The 14,330-nt window shown below is 68.8% G+C and carries 19 protein-coding genes; 12 read left to right on the forward strand and 7 right to left on the reverse strand.

Annotation, left to right across the window (positions count from 1 at the left end; all coding sequences use genetic code 11):
• Window positions 1-119 precede the first annotated feature (119 nt).
• Window positions 120-1,454: a nitroreductase/quinone reductase family protein gene (locus AB0J52_RS09010; RefSeq protein WP_500181022.1), complete on the forward strand. Its 1,335-nt coding sequence runs from the start codon at window positions 120-122 to the stop codon at window positions 1,452-1,454.
• A 38-nt stretch (window positions 1,455-1,492) separates the two neighbouring features.
• Here AB0J52_RS09010 and AB0J52_RS09015 read toward each other — a convergent pair whose 3' ends face one another.
• Both AB0J52_RS09015 and AB0J52_RS09020 read right to left on the reverse strand, forming a co-directional pair.
• The gene (locus tag AB0J52_RS09015; RefSeq protein WP_500181023.1) at window positions 1,493-1,849 is read right to left on the reverse strand and encodes a nuclear transport factor 2 family protein; all 357 of its coding nucleotides are present in this window, start codon (window positions 1,847-1,849) and stop codon (window positions 1,493-1,495) included.
• A gap of 19 nt (window positions 1,850-1,868) precedes the next feature.
• Complete coding sequence (locus tag AB0J52_RS09020) at window positions 1,869-2,303, reverse strand: MarR family winged helix-turn-helix transcriptional regulator (RefSeq protein ID WP_500181024.1); 435 nt, start codon at window positions 2,301-2,303, stop codon at window positions 1,869-1,871.
• 22 nt (window positions 2,304-2,325) lie between these two features.
• On the opposite strand from AB0J52_RS09020, the gene AB0J52_RS09025 reads away from it, so the two are divergent.
• Window positions 2,326-2,775: a hypothetical protein gene (locus tag AB0J52_RS09025; protein WP_500181025.1), complete on the forward strand. Its 450-nt coding sequence runs from the start codon at window positions 2,326-2,328 to the stop codon at window positions 2,773-2,775.
• Window positions 2,776-2,882: 107 nt separating this feature from the next.
• On the opposite strand, the gene AB0J52_RS09030 is transcribed toward AB0J52_RS09025, so the two are convergent.
• On the reverse strand, window positions 2,883-3,101 hold the full coding sequence (locus AB0J52_RS09030; protein WP_500181026.1) for a pyridoxamine 5'-phosphate oxidase family protein: 219 nt from the start codon (window positions 3,099-3,101) through the stop codon (window positions 2,883-2,885).
• A gap of 736 nt (window positions 3,102-3,837) precedes the next feature.
• Between AB0J52_RS09030 and AB0J52_RS09035 the strand changes: the two genes are divergently transcribed.
• Entirely contained in the window at window positions 3,838-4,131 is a 294-nt protein-coding gene (locus tag AB0J52_RS09035) for a hypothetical protein (RefSeq protein ID WP_500181027.1), read from the forward strand.
• A gap of 18 nt (window positions 4,132-4,149) precedes the next feature.
• Here AB0J52_RS09035 and AB0J52_RS09040 read toward each other — a convergent pair whose 3' ends face one another.
• Window positions 4,150-4,953: a helix-turn-helix transcriptional regulator gene (locus AB0J52_RS09040; protein ID WP_500181028.1), complete on the reverse strand. Its 804-nt coding sequence runs from the start codon at window positions 4,951-4,953 to the stop codon at window positions 4,150-4,152.
• A gap of 114 nt (window positions 4,954-5,067) precedes the next feature.
• Here AB0J52_RS09040 and AB0J52_RS09045 point away from each other — a divergent pair, with 114 nt between their 5' ends.
• From AB0J52_RS09045 to AB0J52_RS09055, 3 genes are all read left to right on the forward strand, one after another.
• Complete coding sequence (locus tag AB0J52_RS09045; protein ID WP_500181029.1) at window positions 5,068-5,775, forward strand: SDR family oxidoreductase; 708 nt, start codon at window positions 5,068-5,070, stop codon at window positions 5,773-5,775.
• Window positions 5,776-5,969: 194 nt separating this feature from the next.
• Complete coding sequence (locus AB0J52_RS09050; RefSeq protein ID WP_500181030.1) at window positions 5,970-9,296, forward strand: RHS repeat-associated core domain-containing protein; 3,327 nt, start codon at window positions 5,970-5,972, stop codon at window positions 9,294-9,296.
• 6 nt (window positions 9,297-9,302) lie between these two features.
• On the forward strand, window positions 9,303-9,554 hold the full coding sequence (locus AB0J52_RS09055) for a hypothetical protein (protein ID WP_500181031.1): 252 nt from the start codon (window positions 9,303-9,305) through the stop codon (window positions 9,552-9,554).
• A gap of 720 nt (window positions 9,555-10,274) precedes the next feature.
• Here AB0J52_RS09055 and AB0J52_RS09060 read toward each other — a convergent pair.
• Together AB0J52_RS09060 and AB0J52_RS09065 are read right to left on the reverse strand one after the other, a co-directional pair.
• Entirely contained in the window at window positions 10,275-10,499 is a 225-nt protein-coding gene (locus tag AB0J52_RS09060) for a hypothetical protein (protein WP_500181032.1), read from the reverse strand.
• Window positions 10,496-10,873: an ATP-binding protein gene (locus AB0J52_RS09065; RefSeq protein WP_500181033.1), complete on the reverse strand. Its 378-nt coding sequence runs from the start codon at window positions 10,871-10,873 to the stop codon at window positions 10,496-10,498. Before AB0J52_RS09065 ends, AB0J52_RS09060 begins: the two co-directional genes overlap by 4 nt.
• Window positions 10,874-11,089: 216 nt before the next feature.
• Here AB0J52_RS09065 and AB0J52_RS09070 point away from each other — a divergent pair, with 216 nt between their 5' ends.
• From AB0J52_RS09070 to AB0J52_RS09085, 4 genes are all read left to right on the forward strand, one after another.
• Window positions 11,090-11,863, forward strand: coding sequence for a helix-turn-helix domain-containing protein (locus tag AB0J52_RS09070; protein ID WP_500181034.1), 774 nt, complete (start codon window positions 11,090-11,092; stop codon window positions 11,861-11,863).
• Complete coding sequence (locus AB0J52_RS09075; protein ID WP_500181035.1) at window positions 11,860-12,045, forward strand: DUF397 domain-containing protein; 186 nt, start codon at window positions 11,860-11,862, stop codon at window positions 12,043-12,045. Before AB0J52_RS09070 ends, AB0J52_RS09075 begins: the two co-directional genes overlap by 4 nt.
• Before the next feature lie 68 nt (window positions 12,046-12,113).
• Window positions 12,114-12,326: a DUF397 domain-containing protein gene (locus AB0J52_RS09080; RefSeq protein WP_500181036.1), complete on the forward strand. Its 213-nt coding sequence runs from the start codon at window positions 12,114-12,116 to the stop codon at window positions 12,324-12,326.
• A gap of 63 nt (window positions 12,327-12,389) precedes the next feature.
• The gene (locus AB0J52_RS09085) at window positions 12,390-12,578 is read left to right on the forward strand and encodes a DUF397 domain-containing protein (RefSeq protein ID WP_500181037.1); all 189 of its coding nucleotides are present in this window, start codon (window positions 12,390-12,392) and stop codon (window positions 12,576-12,578) included.
• A 145-nt stretch (window positions 12,579-12,723) separates the two neighbouring features.
• Here the strand turns inward: AB0J52_RS09085 and AB0J52_RS09090 are convergent, their stop codons facing one another.
• Window positions 12,724-13,287 carry a hypothetical protein gene (locus AB0J52_RS09090; protein ID WP_500181038.1) on the reverse strand — a complete coding sequence of 188 codons (564 nt, stop codon included), beginning with the start codon at window positions 13,285-13,287 and terminating at the stop codon, window positions 12,724-12,726.
• Between the two features lie 101 nt (window positions 13,288-13,388).
• On the opposite strand from AB0J52_RS09090, the gene AB0J52_RS09095 reads away from it, so the two are divergent.
• A complete protein-coding gene (locus AB0J52_RS09095; RefSeq protein ID WP_500181039.1) occupies window positions 13,389-13,949 on the forward strand; it encodes a flavoprotein in 561 nt (186 codons plus the stop codon).
• 203 nt (window positions 13,950-14,152) lie between these two features.
• The coding region (locus tag AB0J52_RS09100; RefSeq protein ID WP_500181040.1) for an ATP-binding cassette domain-containing protein at window positions 14,153-14,330 on the forward strand (178 nt) is incomplete at its 3' end.

The raw sequence follows: 14,330 nt of genomic DNA on the forward strand, positions 1-14,330 counted from the left end.
GCCCGCCTGTCCGCCGGGCCGTCCTCGGGGACGTCCGCTCCCCGCCCCGCGCCCTCCGCCGGACGAGCGCACCCACCACCCATCGAGTTCCACCCTGCGAAAAAACAGCGAGGAGAATCTTGACCACACCGATCGTGGACTTCAACCAGCAGGTCATCGACGAGTTCCGGGCCAACCACGGGCGCGTGGGCGGCATGTTCGAGGGAGCCCGCCTGATCCTGCTCACCACGACGGGCGCGCGCACCGGCCGTCCGCACACCACGCCCCTCGGCCGTATCCCCGACGCGGACCGCCTGCTGGTGATCGCGTCGGCGGGCGGCGCCGACCGGCATCCGGCCTGGTTCCACAACCTGGCGGCCAACCCGCGCGTGACCGTGGAGACCGGCACGTCCGTCCTGGAGGCCGACGCGGTCGTCCTCGAAGGGGCCGAACGCGACGAGGCCTGGTCCCGCGCCGTCGAGTCCGACCCCGGCTGGGCCGAGTACCAGCGCAAGACGTCCCGGACCATCCCGGTCGTCGCCCTGCACCCCGTCCCCGTGGACGGCGAGGAGGCGCGGCCCGTTCCCGTCCCGAACGCCCTGGCCGACAAGGAGAAGCGCGTGACGGCCAACCGCGTCACCGGCCCCGACACCTACGACACCCTGTTCGCGGCGCTGTCCGGCGTGTTCGCGGCCCCGCCGCCGCTGCCGTCCGACGCGGGCACCGCGCAGCCGTTCACGCTGCCGGTTCCGGGCCACTGGGTGGACGCGTCGGGCCGTCCGGCGCGGGAAGCGGGCGTCGTCCTGTACGCGCACGGCGGCGGTTTCGAGATGCGGATGCCCGAATTCGAGCGCCCGATGGCCTACCACCTGTCGCGGACGGCGGATCGTCCGGCGTTCGGCTTGGACTACTCGCTCGCGCCCGAGCACACCTTCCCCGTCGCGCACGACGAGCTGATCAGCGCCTACCGCGCGCTGCTCGCCGCCGGCGTCCCCGCCGAGCGGACGGTCTTCTTCGGCGAGTCGGCGGGCGCGACGCTCATCCTGGAGGCGCTGCTCACCCTGCGCGACGAGGGCACGCCCCTGCCGGACGCGGTGGTCGCGGTCTCCCCGGTGACCGACTTCACCATCACGAGCCCCTCGGTCGACGACCCGGCGGGCCGGGACGCCGTCACGCGCGAGGTCGTCGAGCACGTCGTCGGCCAGTACCTGGGCGGGCTGCCGAACGACCAGGCGCCCCAGTCGCCCCTCCACGGCGACCTGGCCGGGCTGCCGCGGATGCTCATGGTCGCGGGCGGCACCGAAGTCCTCCTGGACGACTCCCGGCGCTACGCCGAGGCGGCGGCCGGAGCGGGCGTCGATGTCACCCTGGAGGTCTACGACGGCATGCCGCACGTCTTCCACCTGGGCGTTCTCGCCGAACCGCGCCCGCCGGTGGCGGCGACCTTCCTCGACCGCCTCGCCGCCTGGCTCTAGCGCACGCCCGCTGACCGGCCCCTGAGGACCGGGGCCGGTCAGCGGCTCATCGAGGAGAGCCCCCACAGCTCGGCGATGCGCCCGTCCCGGACCCGGAAGATCTCCATCATCGTCGGCGACTGCCCCGGGACGCCCAGCATGCTCGTGCGGACGGCGACCGTGTCACCCTCGACCACCATGTCCTCGACCGTGACCCGCAGCTCGGGGAAGGTCTCGTGCATCTGCCACCAGCGCCGGGCGACGCTCTCCGGCCCGGTCGCGTCCATCGGATGGCTGTAGAAGTCCGCCGCGAAGATCTCGTGGGCGGCCTCGTGGTCGCGGGTGTTGAAGGCCGTGTACATCGCCTCGGCCACGGCCCGCACGCCGTCGCCCGTCGGTCCTCGCACGTCGCTCATCGTTCTCCCTGCGCGTCGTTCATCGTTCTCCCTGCTCGGTGATGTTCGTCCGGACGCGCCGCAGCACGCGCAGCACGGTCTCCCGCTCGTCCGCGGAGACGCCGTCCAGCAGGCGTTCCTGATACGTCTGGTGCGCTCGTTCCAGGTCACTCGCGGCCCGCTCCCCGGCGGGGGTCAGGGCGGCCAGCGTGTAGCGGTTGTCGTCCGGGTCGAGGCGGCGCCGGGCCAGCCCCTCGCCCTCCAGCTCCTTGACCAGCCGGGTGATGGACGCGCCGTCGATGCCGAGCGCCTGCCGCAGGTCGCTGTGGCTGGTCTCGCCCTGCCGCCGCAGCCGGACGAGCAACTGCACGCGCTGCGCGCTCAACCCCACATGCCGCGCGAAGGCCTGCCGCACCTCGGCCCACGCGCCGCCCAGCTCCCGGAAGAACCGGTCCTCGTCCGTCTCGTCCCGCATGATCTCTTTATAGCGACAACTCTTGAAGCGATCAAGAGACAGCGGACCGTTCCCGAGCGGCGGCCGCCACCTGATGGGCCACTCCATCGGCGCGGCGACCGCCCTGGACGCCGCGACCGCGCACACCGAGGTCCGCCTGACCCTCGTCTCCCCCTTCTTCCTCCAGGCGCGTCCGCGCGAGTGGAGGCCGCTCACCCACCTGTACCTGCGCCACGTCACCGCCCAAGGACTCGCCCGGTGGCTCACCGGCGACCTCGGCCACGCGAACGCGCTGGCGTCAAGCGCGCAAGACCTCCGGCGCGGCACCGCCGCCGCCACCGCCCGCCTCCTCGCTCAGGCCGCGTCCCCCGAATGGCGCGACGAGCTGACCACCCGACTACGCGCCTATCCGGCCGCGTCCATGTCATCCACGGTTCCGAATACCCACTCACCCCCGAGGGCGCAGCACTGCTGGCAGAACTCCCGAACGTGACCGCCACGCCCATCCCGGGCGCAGGCCACCACCCCCACCTGACCCACCCGAAAGACGTCGCCACCGCCATCCAAGAAGGAGCCTGAGAACCCCACACCGCCCGTGCGTCAGGCGCAGAAGCTTCGGATTGTGCGGATAACACGGACGGCGACGCGGACCATGCACTTGGGGTCGGGCGACGAGTCATGGCCCAGGTACTTGTGGGACACCTCGCGCTGGACGGCGCGGTCGTCGTCCTCGACGACCTCCGCGATGCCGCGCAACTCCACCGTGCGGCAGGGGTTCGCGGTGTCGAACACGGCGAGGCTGGCACGAGGGCCCCGCACGAGGTTGCGGACCTTTCTGCCTCAGGGGTGGTACTGGAAAACAGCACCGCATCGTCCTCGCGCATTGTCGACACCACCGAGGTGCCTTTTTCAGCGGCGGAACTGGCTGGTTACAACGACATTCCATCTGACCAACACCGACGTCTGGTCAATACGCTTCCCGAGAGGGATGCGCAGAAGCCTGTAGTGTTCCGCGTCATGACGTCCCGGGCCCCCATAATTGCAGCCGTAGCCGCACTTGCTCTCGTTCTCATCACGACGGCTTTGCTCGCTGGGAGGTGCGCCGCCAAGGGCCGCGCAGGCGCGTCACTCAGCGCGCCATCGGAGGAAGCGCCGCAGCCGTCTCCGGAGCGCGGCGTGCAGTACACGGTGGTGTCTGCTTCGGGAGTTCTCAACGATCTGGACGAGGCTTGCATCGCGCTCAAGGTTCGCGTCAAGAACGGGTCCCACGTGACTCTTGACGAGGGCTCCGCCGGTACCGGGGGGAACGGATGGCCGAACCCGTTCACTGTCATCCATAAAGGCACCCGTCTTCCCGTCACCACGATGTCGATCGCTTTGACTGGGACGAACGCCATCCCGCCCGGCGCGACGGCTCGCGGCACGATCACCGCGTGCGCGTATGGCACCAAGGCGGGCAGCAAGGTGACGCTTCGCCAGGGGGCGCGGCAGTGGAAGATACAGCTGCCCCGCCCGCGACCAGAACCGACTCACAGCGCAGACGATGCCGACTCCGATGATGGTGGATCTCGTGGGGGCGGGTCGGGGTACACCGGGCCGCGCTGCTACGCCCCTGGCGGGCGCACCTGGCATCCCTGCTGAACGACGGGTCAGGCGGCTGGCCGGGGGCGGAGTCTTTCGGGGTTGTGACTACCCAGATGCGCTTGATGCGATCGTCCGCGATGTCGAAGGCGAACACCATGACGGTGACGCCGTTCTGCTGTGCCGCCAAGCCGGGCTGATCGTGACCGAGCGCTCCAGGAAGGTCATGGGCACGGTCCTGCTGCTGCGTGAGGCCATCGGGTTCTGAGCGGGCCGGGGCGCTCGGTCAGCAGGGGACGGCGGTCTCCTTGAGTTGCCGTAGCGCCTCGTGCGACGGGGTGCCGGGGGCGGCGGTGTAGAGGACGACGCGCTGGTCGCTCTCCGGTACGACGAGGTAGTCCACGTGCAGTTCGAGCGGGCCGACGCGCGGGTGGTCGATCCGCTTGAGGGAGCTGCGGCGGACGCGCACCTCCCGCTCGTCCCACATCGCGGCGAGCGCGGGGACGGCGTTCACCTCGGCGACGAGTTCGCGGACGCCCGCGTCGGCGGGGTACTTCGCGGCCGTGGCCCGCAGGTCGGCGACGCAGTCCCGCACGAACCGCTCGTCGTGCCCGCCGTCGCGGCAGATGCGCCGGATCACGTTGCGGTCGCGCGGGGCCTGCGCCGAGAAGTCCCGGAGGAGCGCGACGGCCAGGTCGTTCCAGGCCAGGACGTCGTACTTGGCGTCCATGACGTACGCCGGGACGCCGTCCATGCGGTGGAGCATCCGCAGCACGCCCTGCGGCACCTCCTGCGGAGGCCCGGCGGGCGGGCGCGGCTGCTCGTCCGCCAGGTGGTAGAGGTGGGTGCGCTCGTCGTCGGCCAGCCGCAACGCCCTGGCCAGCGCGGCCAGGACCTGCCGGGACGGGTGCGGGCCCCGCGCCTGCTCCATGCGGGTGTAGTAGTCGACCGAGATTCCGGCGAGCTGGGCGACCTCCGCGCGGCGCAGGCCGGGGGTGCGCCGGCGCGCACCGGCGGGCAGCCCGACGTCCTCCGGACGGACCTTCGCGCGCCGGTCCCGGAGGAACACCGCCAATCCTCGCTTGTCCACCTTCTGAGGATCTCCCATGCGGGCTACCGGTGGCGAACGGAGAAGGGGGGACCGCCGGTACCAGCCTCGACAGGTCTCTCCCGCCCGCCGCCGGACGGCCGCACAGTCTCAGCCATGCGAATTTCACTCATCACCGGGGCGAACAAGGGCATCGGCTACGAGATCGCGCGCCGCATCGGCGGAACCGTGCTGGTGGGCGCGCGCGACGAGGAGCGCGGACGGGCCGCCGAGCGCGCCCTGCGCGAGGAGGGCGTGGACGCCCGGTTCGTGCACGTGGACGTGACCGACGAGACGAGCGTCAAGTCCGCCGCCGCCTGGATCGACCGCGAGTACGGACGGCTGGACGCGCTCGTCAACAACGCGGGCGTCTCGCTGACGCGCGCCGTCCCGAGCGACACCTCCGCCGAGCTGTTGCGCCGGACCTTCGAGCCCAACGTCTTCGGCGTGGTCACGGTGACCAACGCCATGCTGCCGCTGCTGCGCACGGCCCCGGCCGCCCGCATCGTCAACATGTCGAGCGAACTGGGCTCGCTGGCGCTGAACACCGACCCGGAGTCCCCGTTCCGCGAGGCCAACCTTCTCGCGTACAACGCGTCCAAGGCGGCCGTGAACATGGTCACGGTCTGCTACGCCAAGGAGCTGCGGGACACCGCGATCAAGGTGAACGCCATCAACCCGGGCTACTGCGCCACCGATCTGAACGGCCACAAGGGCGTCCGCACCGCCGCCCAGGGCGCGGCCCCCGCCATCTGGGCCGCGACGCTCGGCGAGGACGGCCCGACCGGAGCCTTCTTCTCCGACGACGGCCCCCACCCCTGGTGACGGACGCCCGCCGCGGGCGTGGCCGATCATGGTCAAGCTCAATGGACCGAAGGCCTTTACTTCACCTTCGAGCGATCAGAAGATCCGTTGAGTCCGCACCACGGCGAGCCCCTCGGCGACCACCAACGCGAAGAGGAAAGCCGCAATGCCAGGGTTCTCGCCGTGCTTCTCAGCTCCCGAGAAGGACTCCCCTCATGGCAAAGCGCTTTGCCGCCTTGACGGCGGCGGTCGCGGTGGCCGCGGCCTCACTGGCGGCCCCGGCACCGGCACAGGCCAAGCCCGCTCCCTACACCTTCCGGCACCTGTATCCGGAGATCGGCTCTCCGCACTTCGGCAACCCCAGGCTCGGGCCGTCCAAGCGGCACGGCCCGCGCCTGGTCAGTCCCGGCACCGTCGGGGACCCGGCCAAGACGTCGATCCCAACGTTCGCCGACCCGAAGACCGTCCAGCCGCCTCGGAAGGCCGTCACCGCGCCGGCGGTGACGGCCTCGGTGCCGGTCGGGATCGGCCCGGTCCGCAACGCGACGTTCCTGACCTACAACCTGGCCGACAACCTGGAATTGAAGGTGAACGTCGGGTCCGGTGACGCGATGCTGCGCACCACCGACATGTCGCTGCCGGGCATCGGCGGCAACGTCACCGTCGGCGCGGCCTACAACAGCCTGCTGCACGCCTCCTCCGTCCCGGCCGGAGTGATCGCGCCGGGGTGGACGACCCGGGTCGGCCAGGACGTCCGGCTGTACAAGAACAGCGACGGCTCGGTCACCTACAGCGGCCCGGACGGCACCTCCGGAGTGTTCACCGTCTCGGGCTCCGGCTACGCCACGCCCAAGGAGTTCAAGGGCGACCTGGTCTCGCAGTCGGGCGGCGGCTGGAAGTACACCGACCACGGGTCAGGCGCCGTCAGCTACTTCGACTCCTCCGGCCTGCCGACCAAGACCACCGACCGCAACGGCAACACCACCGACTTCGGCTACTCCTCCGGAGAACTCTCGTCCATCACCTACAAGCCCAAGGGCGAGAGCAGCGGACGTCAGATCAAGGTGGTGTTCTACAACGGTCATCTGACGCGGTACGACCAGTCCGACGGGAACGGCCACAACCGCAGCGTCACCTACAGCTACGACGAGGCCGCCAACCGGCTGGTGCAGATCCAGGCGGCGGCCGGCGAGGTGGTCCGGTTCGGGTACGACGGCTCGGGCAACCTGAACTCGGTCACCAACGGCAAGAGCGCCCAGACGCAGTTGACCTATGACTCCGGGCACCGGGTGCTGGCGGTGACGCAGGTCGGGCAGTCCAGCAACATGGTGACGCGGCTGGCGTACCCGTCCGACACCGAGACGCAGGTCGCCGACCCCAACACCGACCAGTCCAAGGCGGTCGCCGACGTCCCGCACACCACCTACACCCTCAACAGCAACGACCGGGTGACCAAGGTGGTGGACCCGGCGGGCAAGACCCGGTCCAAGTCGTACACGCCGTTCAGCGACATCGCGTCCTACCAGAACGGCAACGGCGGCCTGACGTCCAACACCTTCGGGGCCAACGGCGGCGAGTCGCTCACCCAGTCGGCCTCACCGACCGGAGCGAAGGCCTCCCTGGCCTACGGCAACAGCCCGACCAGCCAGAACCCGACCGCGGCCTATCAACCCTCGGCCGGGACCGACACCCAGGGCAACAGCACCGCCTACACCTACGACGGCCCGGGGAACCTGTCCTCGGCCAAGGACGCCACCGCCGCGACCGCCAAGGTCTCCTACAACGACGACGGCACGGTCAAGGACTCCACCGATCCCGCCAACAGCGGCAACCCGACCACCTACGGGTACGACGCCAACCACCAGCTGGCCTCGATCACCCCGCCGACGGGCAACACGCTGAAGAAGAAGACCTTCACCTACGACGGCTACGGCCGCCTGGCCACCAGCACCGACGGCAACGGGAAAACCACCACCTACACCTACGACGATGACGACCGGATGCTCACGGTCTCCTATTCCGACGGGACGCCGAAGGTCACCTTCACCTACGACAAGGCCGGCAACGTCTCCACCCGCACCGATGCCTCCGGGACGACGACCTGGTCCTACACCTCGCGCAACCTGATGGCCGCGCGGCAGTCCACCTCCGGCGGCGGTGAGATCGACTGGCAGTACGACCCGGCGGGGAACCTGGTCAACCAGCTCGACGCCCGCGGCACCCTGCACTACGTGCACTCCACCCGCAACCTGCTGGCGAGCATGACCGACGCCACCGGCAAGCAGTGGGTGTTCAAGTACGACGACGACGGCAACCGCACCGACCTGTACTTCAACTACAACTCCACCGGCCCCACCTGGTCGATGCACACCGTCTACAGCTACGACAAGTCCAACCGCCTCACCGGCACCAAGACCACCGGCGCCTCCAGCACCAGCCCGGTGCTCTCCGACCTGTCGTACTGCTACGCCAAGTACGTCTCCGGCTCGGGCTGCTCCACCGCCAGTGCCGACGACACCGGACTGCGCCAATGGTCCAAGGACAACGCCTCCGGCAAGACCAGCGTGTTCACCTATGACGGCGGCAACCGCCTGACCAAGGCCACCGGCGCGAACGGCCACGACTACACCTACGACTACGACTCCGACGGCAACCGCACCAAGGTCACCACCGACGGCGCCACGAGCCAGACCCTCACCTACAACTCGGCGAATCAGATCACCAGCACGGGGTACGGCTACGACGCCGCAGGCAACCAGACCTCCTCGCCGACCGTGAGCCAGATGACCTACAACGCCGCCGGACAGCTCACCCAGTCCAAGGTGGGCACCACCACCACCGGCTACACCTACGCCGGCCCCGACCAGCGCGAACTGGTCAAGACCGGCACCACCGGCATCGTCTACGGCCAGAACAAGCCCATCGCCACCACCACCGGCGTCACCACCGTCTACCTCGACCGCGACGACAACGGCGCCCCGCTCGGCGCCAACACCGGCGGCACCGAGTCGGCATACGTCACCGACGGCCTGGGCTCCGTCCTCGCCGTCGTCAACACCACCGGCGCCAAGACCACCGGCTACACCTACACCCCCTGGGGCGAACAGTCCGGCAAGGCCAACGGTGACGCCAATCCTCTCGGCTACACCGGAGAAATCACCGACCCCGCCACAGGCAGCCTGCACCTCGGCTACCGCTACTACGTGCCAGGCCAGGGCGGCTTCACCCAGCAGGACTCCGTTTCCAGCCTCGCCAACCCAACGCGGGGAAATCGCTATGCCTACGCCGGCGACAACCCCATCAACAATGTCGACCCCAGCGGACTCGGCTTTCTGAGCGACCTGGAAAACGTCGCCGGGACGATCGATACCGCGATTTCCGGGTGCTTCGGAGGCGCGGTCGCCCTCTGGGGCGCCACCAGTTATATCCAGCCGGCCGCCCTGGCGCTGGGGCCAGAAGCCGAAGCTGCCATACCCGTGGCAGGCTGCGCCGTCGGCGTGGCGAGCAGCCTGTGGTTCGGACAGAACATTCTCGCCCCTTAGGAAATCATGAGCGAAGATCCGCGCGTGCCCGCACTTCTGGGTCCCCTGGCTCGACTCGGGGTGTACTTCATCGTGATGGGAGTCATCATCCTCCTCATGGCGGTGCTGACTTGGACCGGGATCGCCAAAGGCGATTGGGGACTCGCCACGGGCTGCACGATCATCGCTTTCGGCTTGTTCCTCGTAGGTGGGTACTTCATTCGGGGCGCCCGCCGATTGCGTAAGGAGACGGAGGGCAAGGGCCGCTCTTCACGATGAGTTGAGCCCCAGAGGACGCCGCGTTCGGTCCGGCGACCTCTGGGGCCCCGTCACGCGAGCGATTCGCACAGTTCCGAGCCGCAGGCGACACCAACCACCTCGGTTACCGCTACCACGCTTCCCGGGCGCAGGACGTTTCACCCAGCCGGATGGAGTGGGCCTCCTGGACGGAACGATTTCGGGTGCGGCCGACTGATCGCCGCGGCACGAGCAGCCCCGGCCGTCGGCCTCGTCGTCCCGCCATGGGCGGCTCGCGGGAGCGGTGCGGGGATCGGCTACGGCTACGGCTACGGCTACGGCTACGGCTACGGCTACGGCTACGGCTACGGCGAGTGTGAAGCAGGTGACTGCCGTCGGTGAAAATGCGTCTCACTCTTCCCGGTCATGCTCCTCCTGGCAGGGGTGTGGCTGTTCACCGGAGCAGCTCTCACCAGCTCAGGCTTCAAGGCGGTCGTTTACACCCTTGGGGGTATTAGCTCGTGGACGCTGGCTGCGGCCATCTGGCTGGCCAACCGCCGCCAGCGAGATCAGTGACGGGCTTCGGGCGAGACTGACATCCCGTTTCCGGCAGACGCCTTCTCTCCGCCTGCACAAGCTCGCGGTCGACACGCTCGGCCGGTGGGTGGTAGGTGGATACGCCCTTGGAGGTACTTGGGTTTCGGAGGTCACCCACATTTCGTCCGGTGACCTCCGAGGCTCCTGCCGTGTGCGCTCTTGGCGTCACGGGGGCTGGTGCGGGTCTTCGATGGCTTTGGCGAGGGCTTCGGGGTCGGCGTCGCCGAGGGCCTGGACGAAGCCGTCGCACGAACTGGCCGAGATGAGGATGGGTCCCTCGGCGCGCCAGATGCCCCGGCCGCACAGATCGATCTCCCATGCGGGGAACGCCCGGCGGAGCATGACGAGGAGGACGGCGCGCGCGGACGCGGTCCCGGTCGCCCCGATCACGGGACCACCACGTCCAGGACGGCCCAGACGACCTTGCCGCCGTCCTCGCGGAGCGCCCACCCCCAGCACGCGGCCAAGCCCTCGATGAGAGCGAGGCCGCGCCCCGAGAAGTCGTCCAGGGTGAGGGGCCTGGCCTTCGGGCGCGCGTCGCTGTCGTCCTCGACCTCGATCACCGGACGCCCGTCCTCCCCGACGTACACGCGCATGAGGACGCTGGCGGTCCGGGTGTGCCGGACGGCGTTGGTGATCAGCTCCGTCGCGACAGTTTTCGCGACATAAACGGCATTCTGATCGTCCACACCGAGCGCGATAAGCACTTCGCCCAGGAAGTCGCGCGCGTCCTTGATGTCCTCCAACTCGTCTCGGTCGATCACCAACTGAGGCGTCGGACAATCCGGTGCAATCTGCACAGACATACCGTCCACCCTCCCTCCGTGACGTTTTCCTGCTGCCACTTAAGAGATAGCCCTTGACTTTCGAGACGGGCTATCGACTAGCGTTATCTGTCGCAAGGCAGAAAGTCATGAGAGATCATCGTCATCCGAGACAAAGGATCTTCGCTCATGCCCCCTCGACGCCAACGGCCCACGGTGGAACCCGCCCTCAAAGCCTTCGGCAGCCAGATGAAGCGCTACCGGACCAAGGCAGGCGTGGTGCAGGAGGCCATCGCCAGGCGAACGCACACAAGCGTCTCGTTCATCTCCCTGGTCGAGACCGGCAAGCGACCGTGCAAGCGAGAGTTCACGACGATCGTCGATCAGCTGACCGGAGCCAACGGAGCGCTCCTCGAACTGTGGGAGGACCTCTACCGGGACGGAAGCCCCGTACCGTCGTGGTTCCTGGACTGGTCCGCGATAGAGAGCGAAGCAGCATCGCTCATCACGTGGGAGCCCACCGTCATCCCAGGGCTCCTGCAGACCGAGGCATACGCCAGCCAGCTCCTTTCGAGCGAGGACGCGGTCAAGAACCGGCTCGACCGGCAAATGCTCCTCACCAGGTCCGATCCTTCTCCCATCTCCTTCACCGCACTGTTGTCTTCAACGGCTCTTTCGAACCCGGTCGGAACCCGCGAAGCGATGCAGGAGCAACTGACCCACCTGTGCACCATGGCAGAACTCCCCAACGTCACGGTGCAGGTTGTGCTGCCTGGCGGCCGCCCCGTCGGGGCAGGGGGCGCGTTCGTCGTCGCTACCCTGCCGGACCTCAGCGCGGTAGCATATTTGGATACCGCGATCAGAGGGATTACGACCGACGCCCGCGACGACCTCAGCAACCTGGCGGAAACCCTGCGGCATCTCCAATCCAGGGCACTCCCAGAGCACATGTCCGTCGACATGATCCGAAAGGCACACGAGGAGCTATGAAGAAGCGCAGTCCGCAGTGGAGAAAGAGCACCCGTAGCGCCGACAACGGCGGCAACTGCATCGAGCTCGCTGACCTCGCCCCCGCGATCGGGGTGCGCGACAGCAAGGACCCCGACGGCCCCCGCCTGACCGTGACACGCGAAGACCTCACGGCCCTCACTGCGGCCATCAGACACATCTGACATACGAACGCCCTCGCTCAACCGTGCGGCCTGCGCTTCTTGTCGATCGACGTCTTCGGGGAGGACCGATGGTGACCACGAGCCAAGACCCTCCGCAGTGGCGCAAGAGCAGTCACAGCACTGACAATGGTGGGGACTGCGTCGAACTCGCTGACCTCGTCACCTTCGTCGGGGTACGCGACAGCACGGACCCCGAGGGTCCCCACCTGACCATGACTCGCAAAAACCTCGCGGTCCTCACTGAGGCCATCGCGCATCGACCGATCGCGGCGACTAGCTGAGGAAACGCGGGTACCGACAGTTTGCGCGTTTGTCGATCGACGTCTTTAGGAGGACCGGTCGGGATGATGAGCCAAGACCCTCCGCAGTGGCGGAAGAGCAGTCATAGTAGCGAGAACGGCGGAGCCTGCATCGAGCTCGGCGCGCTCGCGTCTCTCATCGGTGTGCGGGACAGCAAGGCCCTCGACGATTCCTGCCTGACCCTGCCGCGCAAGAGTCTCGAAGCCCTCACCAAACTCATCAAGCAGCGCTGAACCGAGCAGGACGCCTCTGCTTCCACCGGCCGGTGGAAGCAGAGGCGTCCTGCTCGGTTCGTGCTTGAGCTGTACGCAAGTCCCGCCAGCGTCACCTGAGCCTTCGGGGTCGTCGGCGGAGACGGCGTCCGCCTCGGCGACTCTCTCAGTCGTCGGCGAAGGCGAGGATCGTCACCAGTGCGCCCGCACCGGATCCGATGAGCACGCGATCGAAGGTGTGTCCGGTGACCGGACGCCACGAGTAGCGCGTGGGACGACCCAGGGGCCTCCATTCCTCGGGGTCGTCGAAGGTGACGTTGCTCCACCACCGGGCTTCCGGCCCCAGCAGCTTGGGCACTCTGCCGAGGCGGGAACGCGCCGCCTTGGGGGTCCACGGTCCGATGGCATGGCGATACGCCAGGGTCACCGTGCAGGTGCGGACCAGCACTGACAGGAGGATGTCCGCAGGCAGCCCGACCGGTTCGAGTTCCGCGGCGAGACCTTTGAGGGACGAGCTGGGAACGCTCGTGTTCCTTCTCGGGAACGAGGGAGGACGCGCGGCTATCCCGCCTGCGGCGATGAGCGCGTGCAGGGGTGCGGCGATTTCGAGAGGGGTGGCCGGTTCGAGGGTCGGCGCGGCGTCCACCGAGACGCGCCGATAGTCGTGCGCGGGCTTGTGGGCGTTCAAGGGGGCGAGCAGTTTGCGGAGCTGCTCCACGGTGCTGACCACGCTCGATGATCTCACTCGCCCGACCGGACGGAGCGGCCGGTGAGCCGAACCGCGCAGGTGGCAGGCTGGGCGCGATGCCCACTGCTACGAACGGAGATCGCGTGCCCGACGGACCGGTGCTCTACCTCATCGCCTGTGGCGGACGCCCCGCCGCCGACCTGCCCGACCTCGTCCCGCGGCTCCAGGCGGACGGCTGGACGGTCTGCGTGATCGCCACCCCGTCCGGCACCAAGTTCATCCCCGGTGACGCGTTGCGCGAGCTCACCGGTTACCCGGTGCGGAACGACTACAAGCGTCCCGAGGAGCCGGACGTCCTCCCGCCCGCCGACGCGTTCGCCGTCGTCCCGGCCACCTTCAACACGGTCAACAAGTGGGCGCAGGGCATCAGCGACACCCTCGCCCTGGGCCTGCTCAACGAGGCCGTCGGGCTCGGCCGTCCGATCGTCGCCGTGCCCTGGCCCAACGCCGCTCTGGCCCGCCATCCCGTCTTCGAACGCAGCGTCGCCGAACTGCGCTCCTGGGGCGTCCACGTCGTCCTCGACCACGACCGCCTCCCCGCCCCCGACTCCCCCGGCGCGAACGAGGGCTCCTTCCCGTGGGACGTCCTCCAGACGCAGCTCCACGTCATACGGCAGAAGCTCCCGGACGTTCTCGAACCGTGAGGACCCGGTTCGGGGCACCTCAGGGTCGATCTCAGGGTCCAGCCCGGAGGCGCGGGGACGGCGGACGGCCATAGTTTCTGGCGGCGGGGCGGAGCGCCCCGTCCCCCCTGGCCCACTGAGAAGGCGGAAGCTTGCTCTGGAACCGAAGTCCCTCCGTGCCGTCCCCTGAGCGAGCGCTTGCCGACGCGGCGGGCGGGGACGGCATCGTCACCCTGGTCGACGTCCGCAAGTCCTACGGAAGTGCGGGCGACGGCCGGGTCACCGCGCTGGACGGGGTCAGCCTGGCGTTCCGCGCCGGGACCTTCACCGCGATCATGGGCCCGTCCGGCTCGGGAAAGTCGACGCTGCTGCAGTGCGCGGCGGGGCTCGACCGGATCGACG

The organism is Spirillospora sp. NPDC049652 (assembly GCF_040675125.1).
GTDB lineage: Bacteria > Actinomycetota > Actinomycetes > Streptosporangiales > Streptosporangiaceae > Spirillospora.

Coding starts and splice junctions, on each gene's coding strand:
- AB0J52_RS09015 (WP_500181023.1), bottom strand. CDS start 1,849: ATGAGCGACGTGCGAGGACCGACGGGCGACGGCGTGCGGGCCGTGGCC.
- AB0J52_RS09020 (WP_500181024.1), bottom strand. CDS start 2,303: ATGCGGGACGAGACGGACGAGGACCGGTTCTTCCGGGAGCTGGGCGGC.
- AB0J52_RS09035 (WP_500181027.1), top strand. CDS start 3,838: ATGATGGTGGATCTCGTGGGGGCGGGTCGGGGTACACCGGGCCGCGCT.
- AB0J52_RS09045 (WP_500181029.1), top strand. CDS start 5,068: ATGCGAATTTCACTCATCACCGGGGCGAACAAGGGCATCGGCTACGAG.
- AB0J52_RS09050 (WP_500181030.1), top strand. CDS start 5,970: ATGGCAAAGCGCTTTGCCGCCTTGACGGCGGCGGTCGCGGTGGCCGCG.
- AB0J52_RS09055 (WP_500181031.1), top strand. CDS start 9,303: ATGAGCGAAGATCCGCGCGTGCCCGCACTTCTGGGTCCCCTGGCTCGA.
- AB0J52_RS09075 (WP_500181035.1), top strand. CDS start 11,860: ATGAAGAAGCGCAGTCCGCAGTGGAGAAAGAGCACCCGTAGCGCCGAC.
- AB0J52_RS09080 (WP_500181036.1), top strand. CDS start 12,114: ATGGTGACCACGAGCCAAGACCCTCCGCAGTGGCGCAAGAGCAGTCAC.
- AB0J52_RS09085 (WP_500181037.1), top strand. CDS start 12,390: ATGATGAGCCAAGACCCTCCGCAGTGGCGGAAGAGCAGTCATAGTAGC.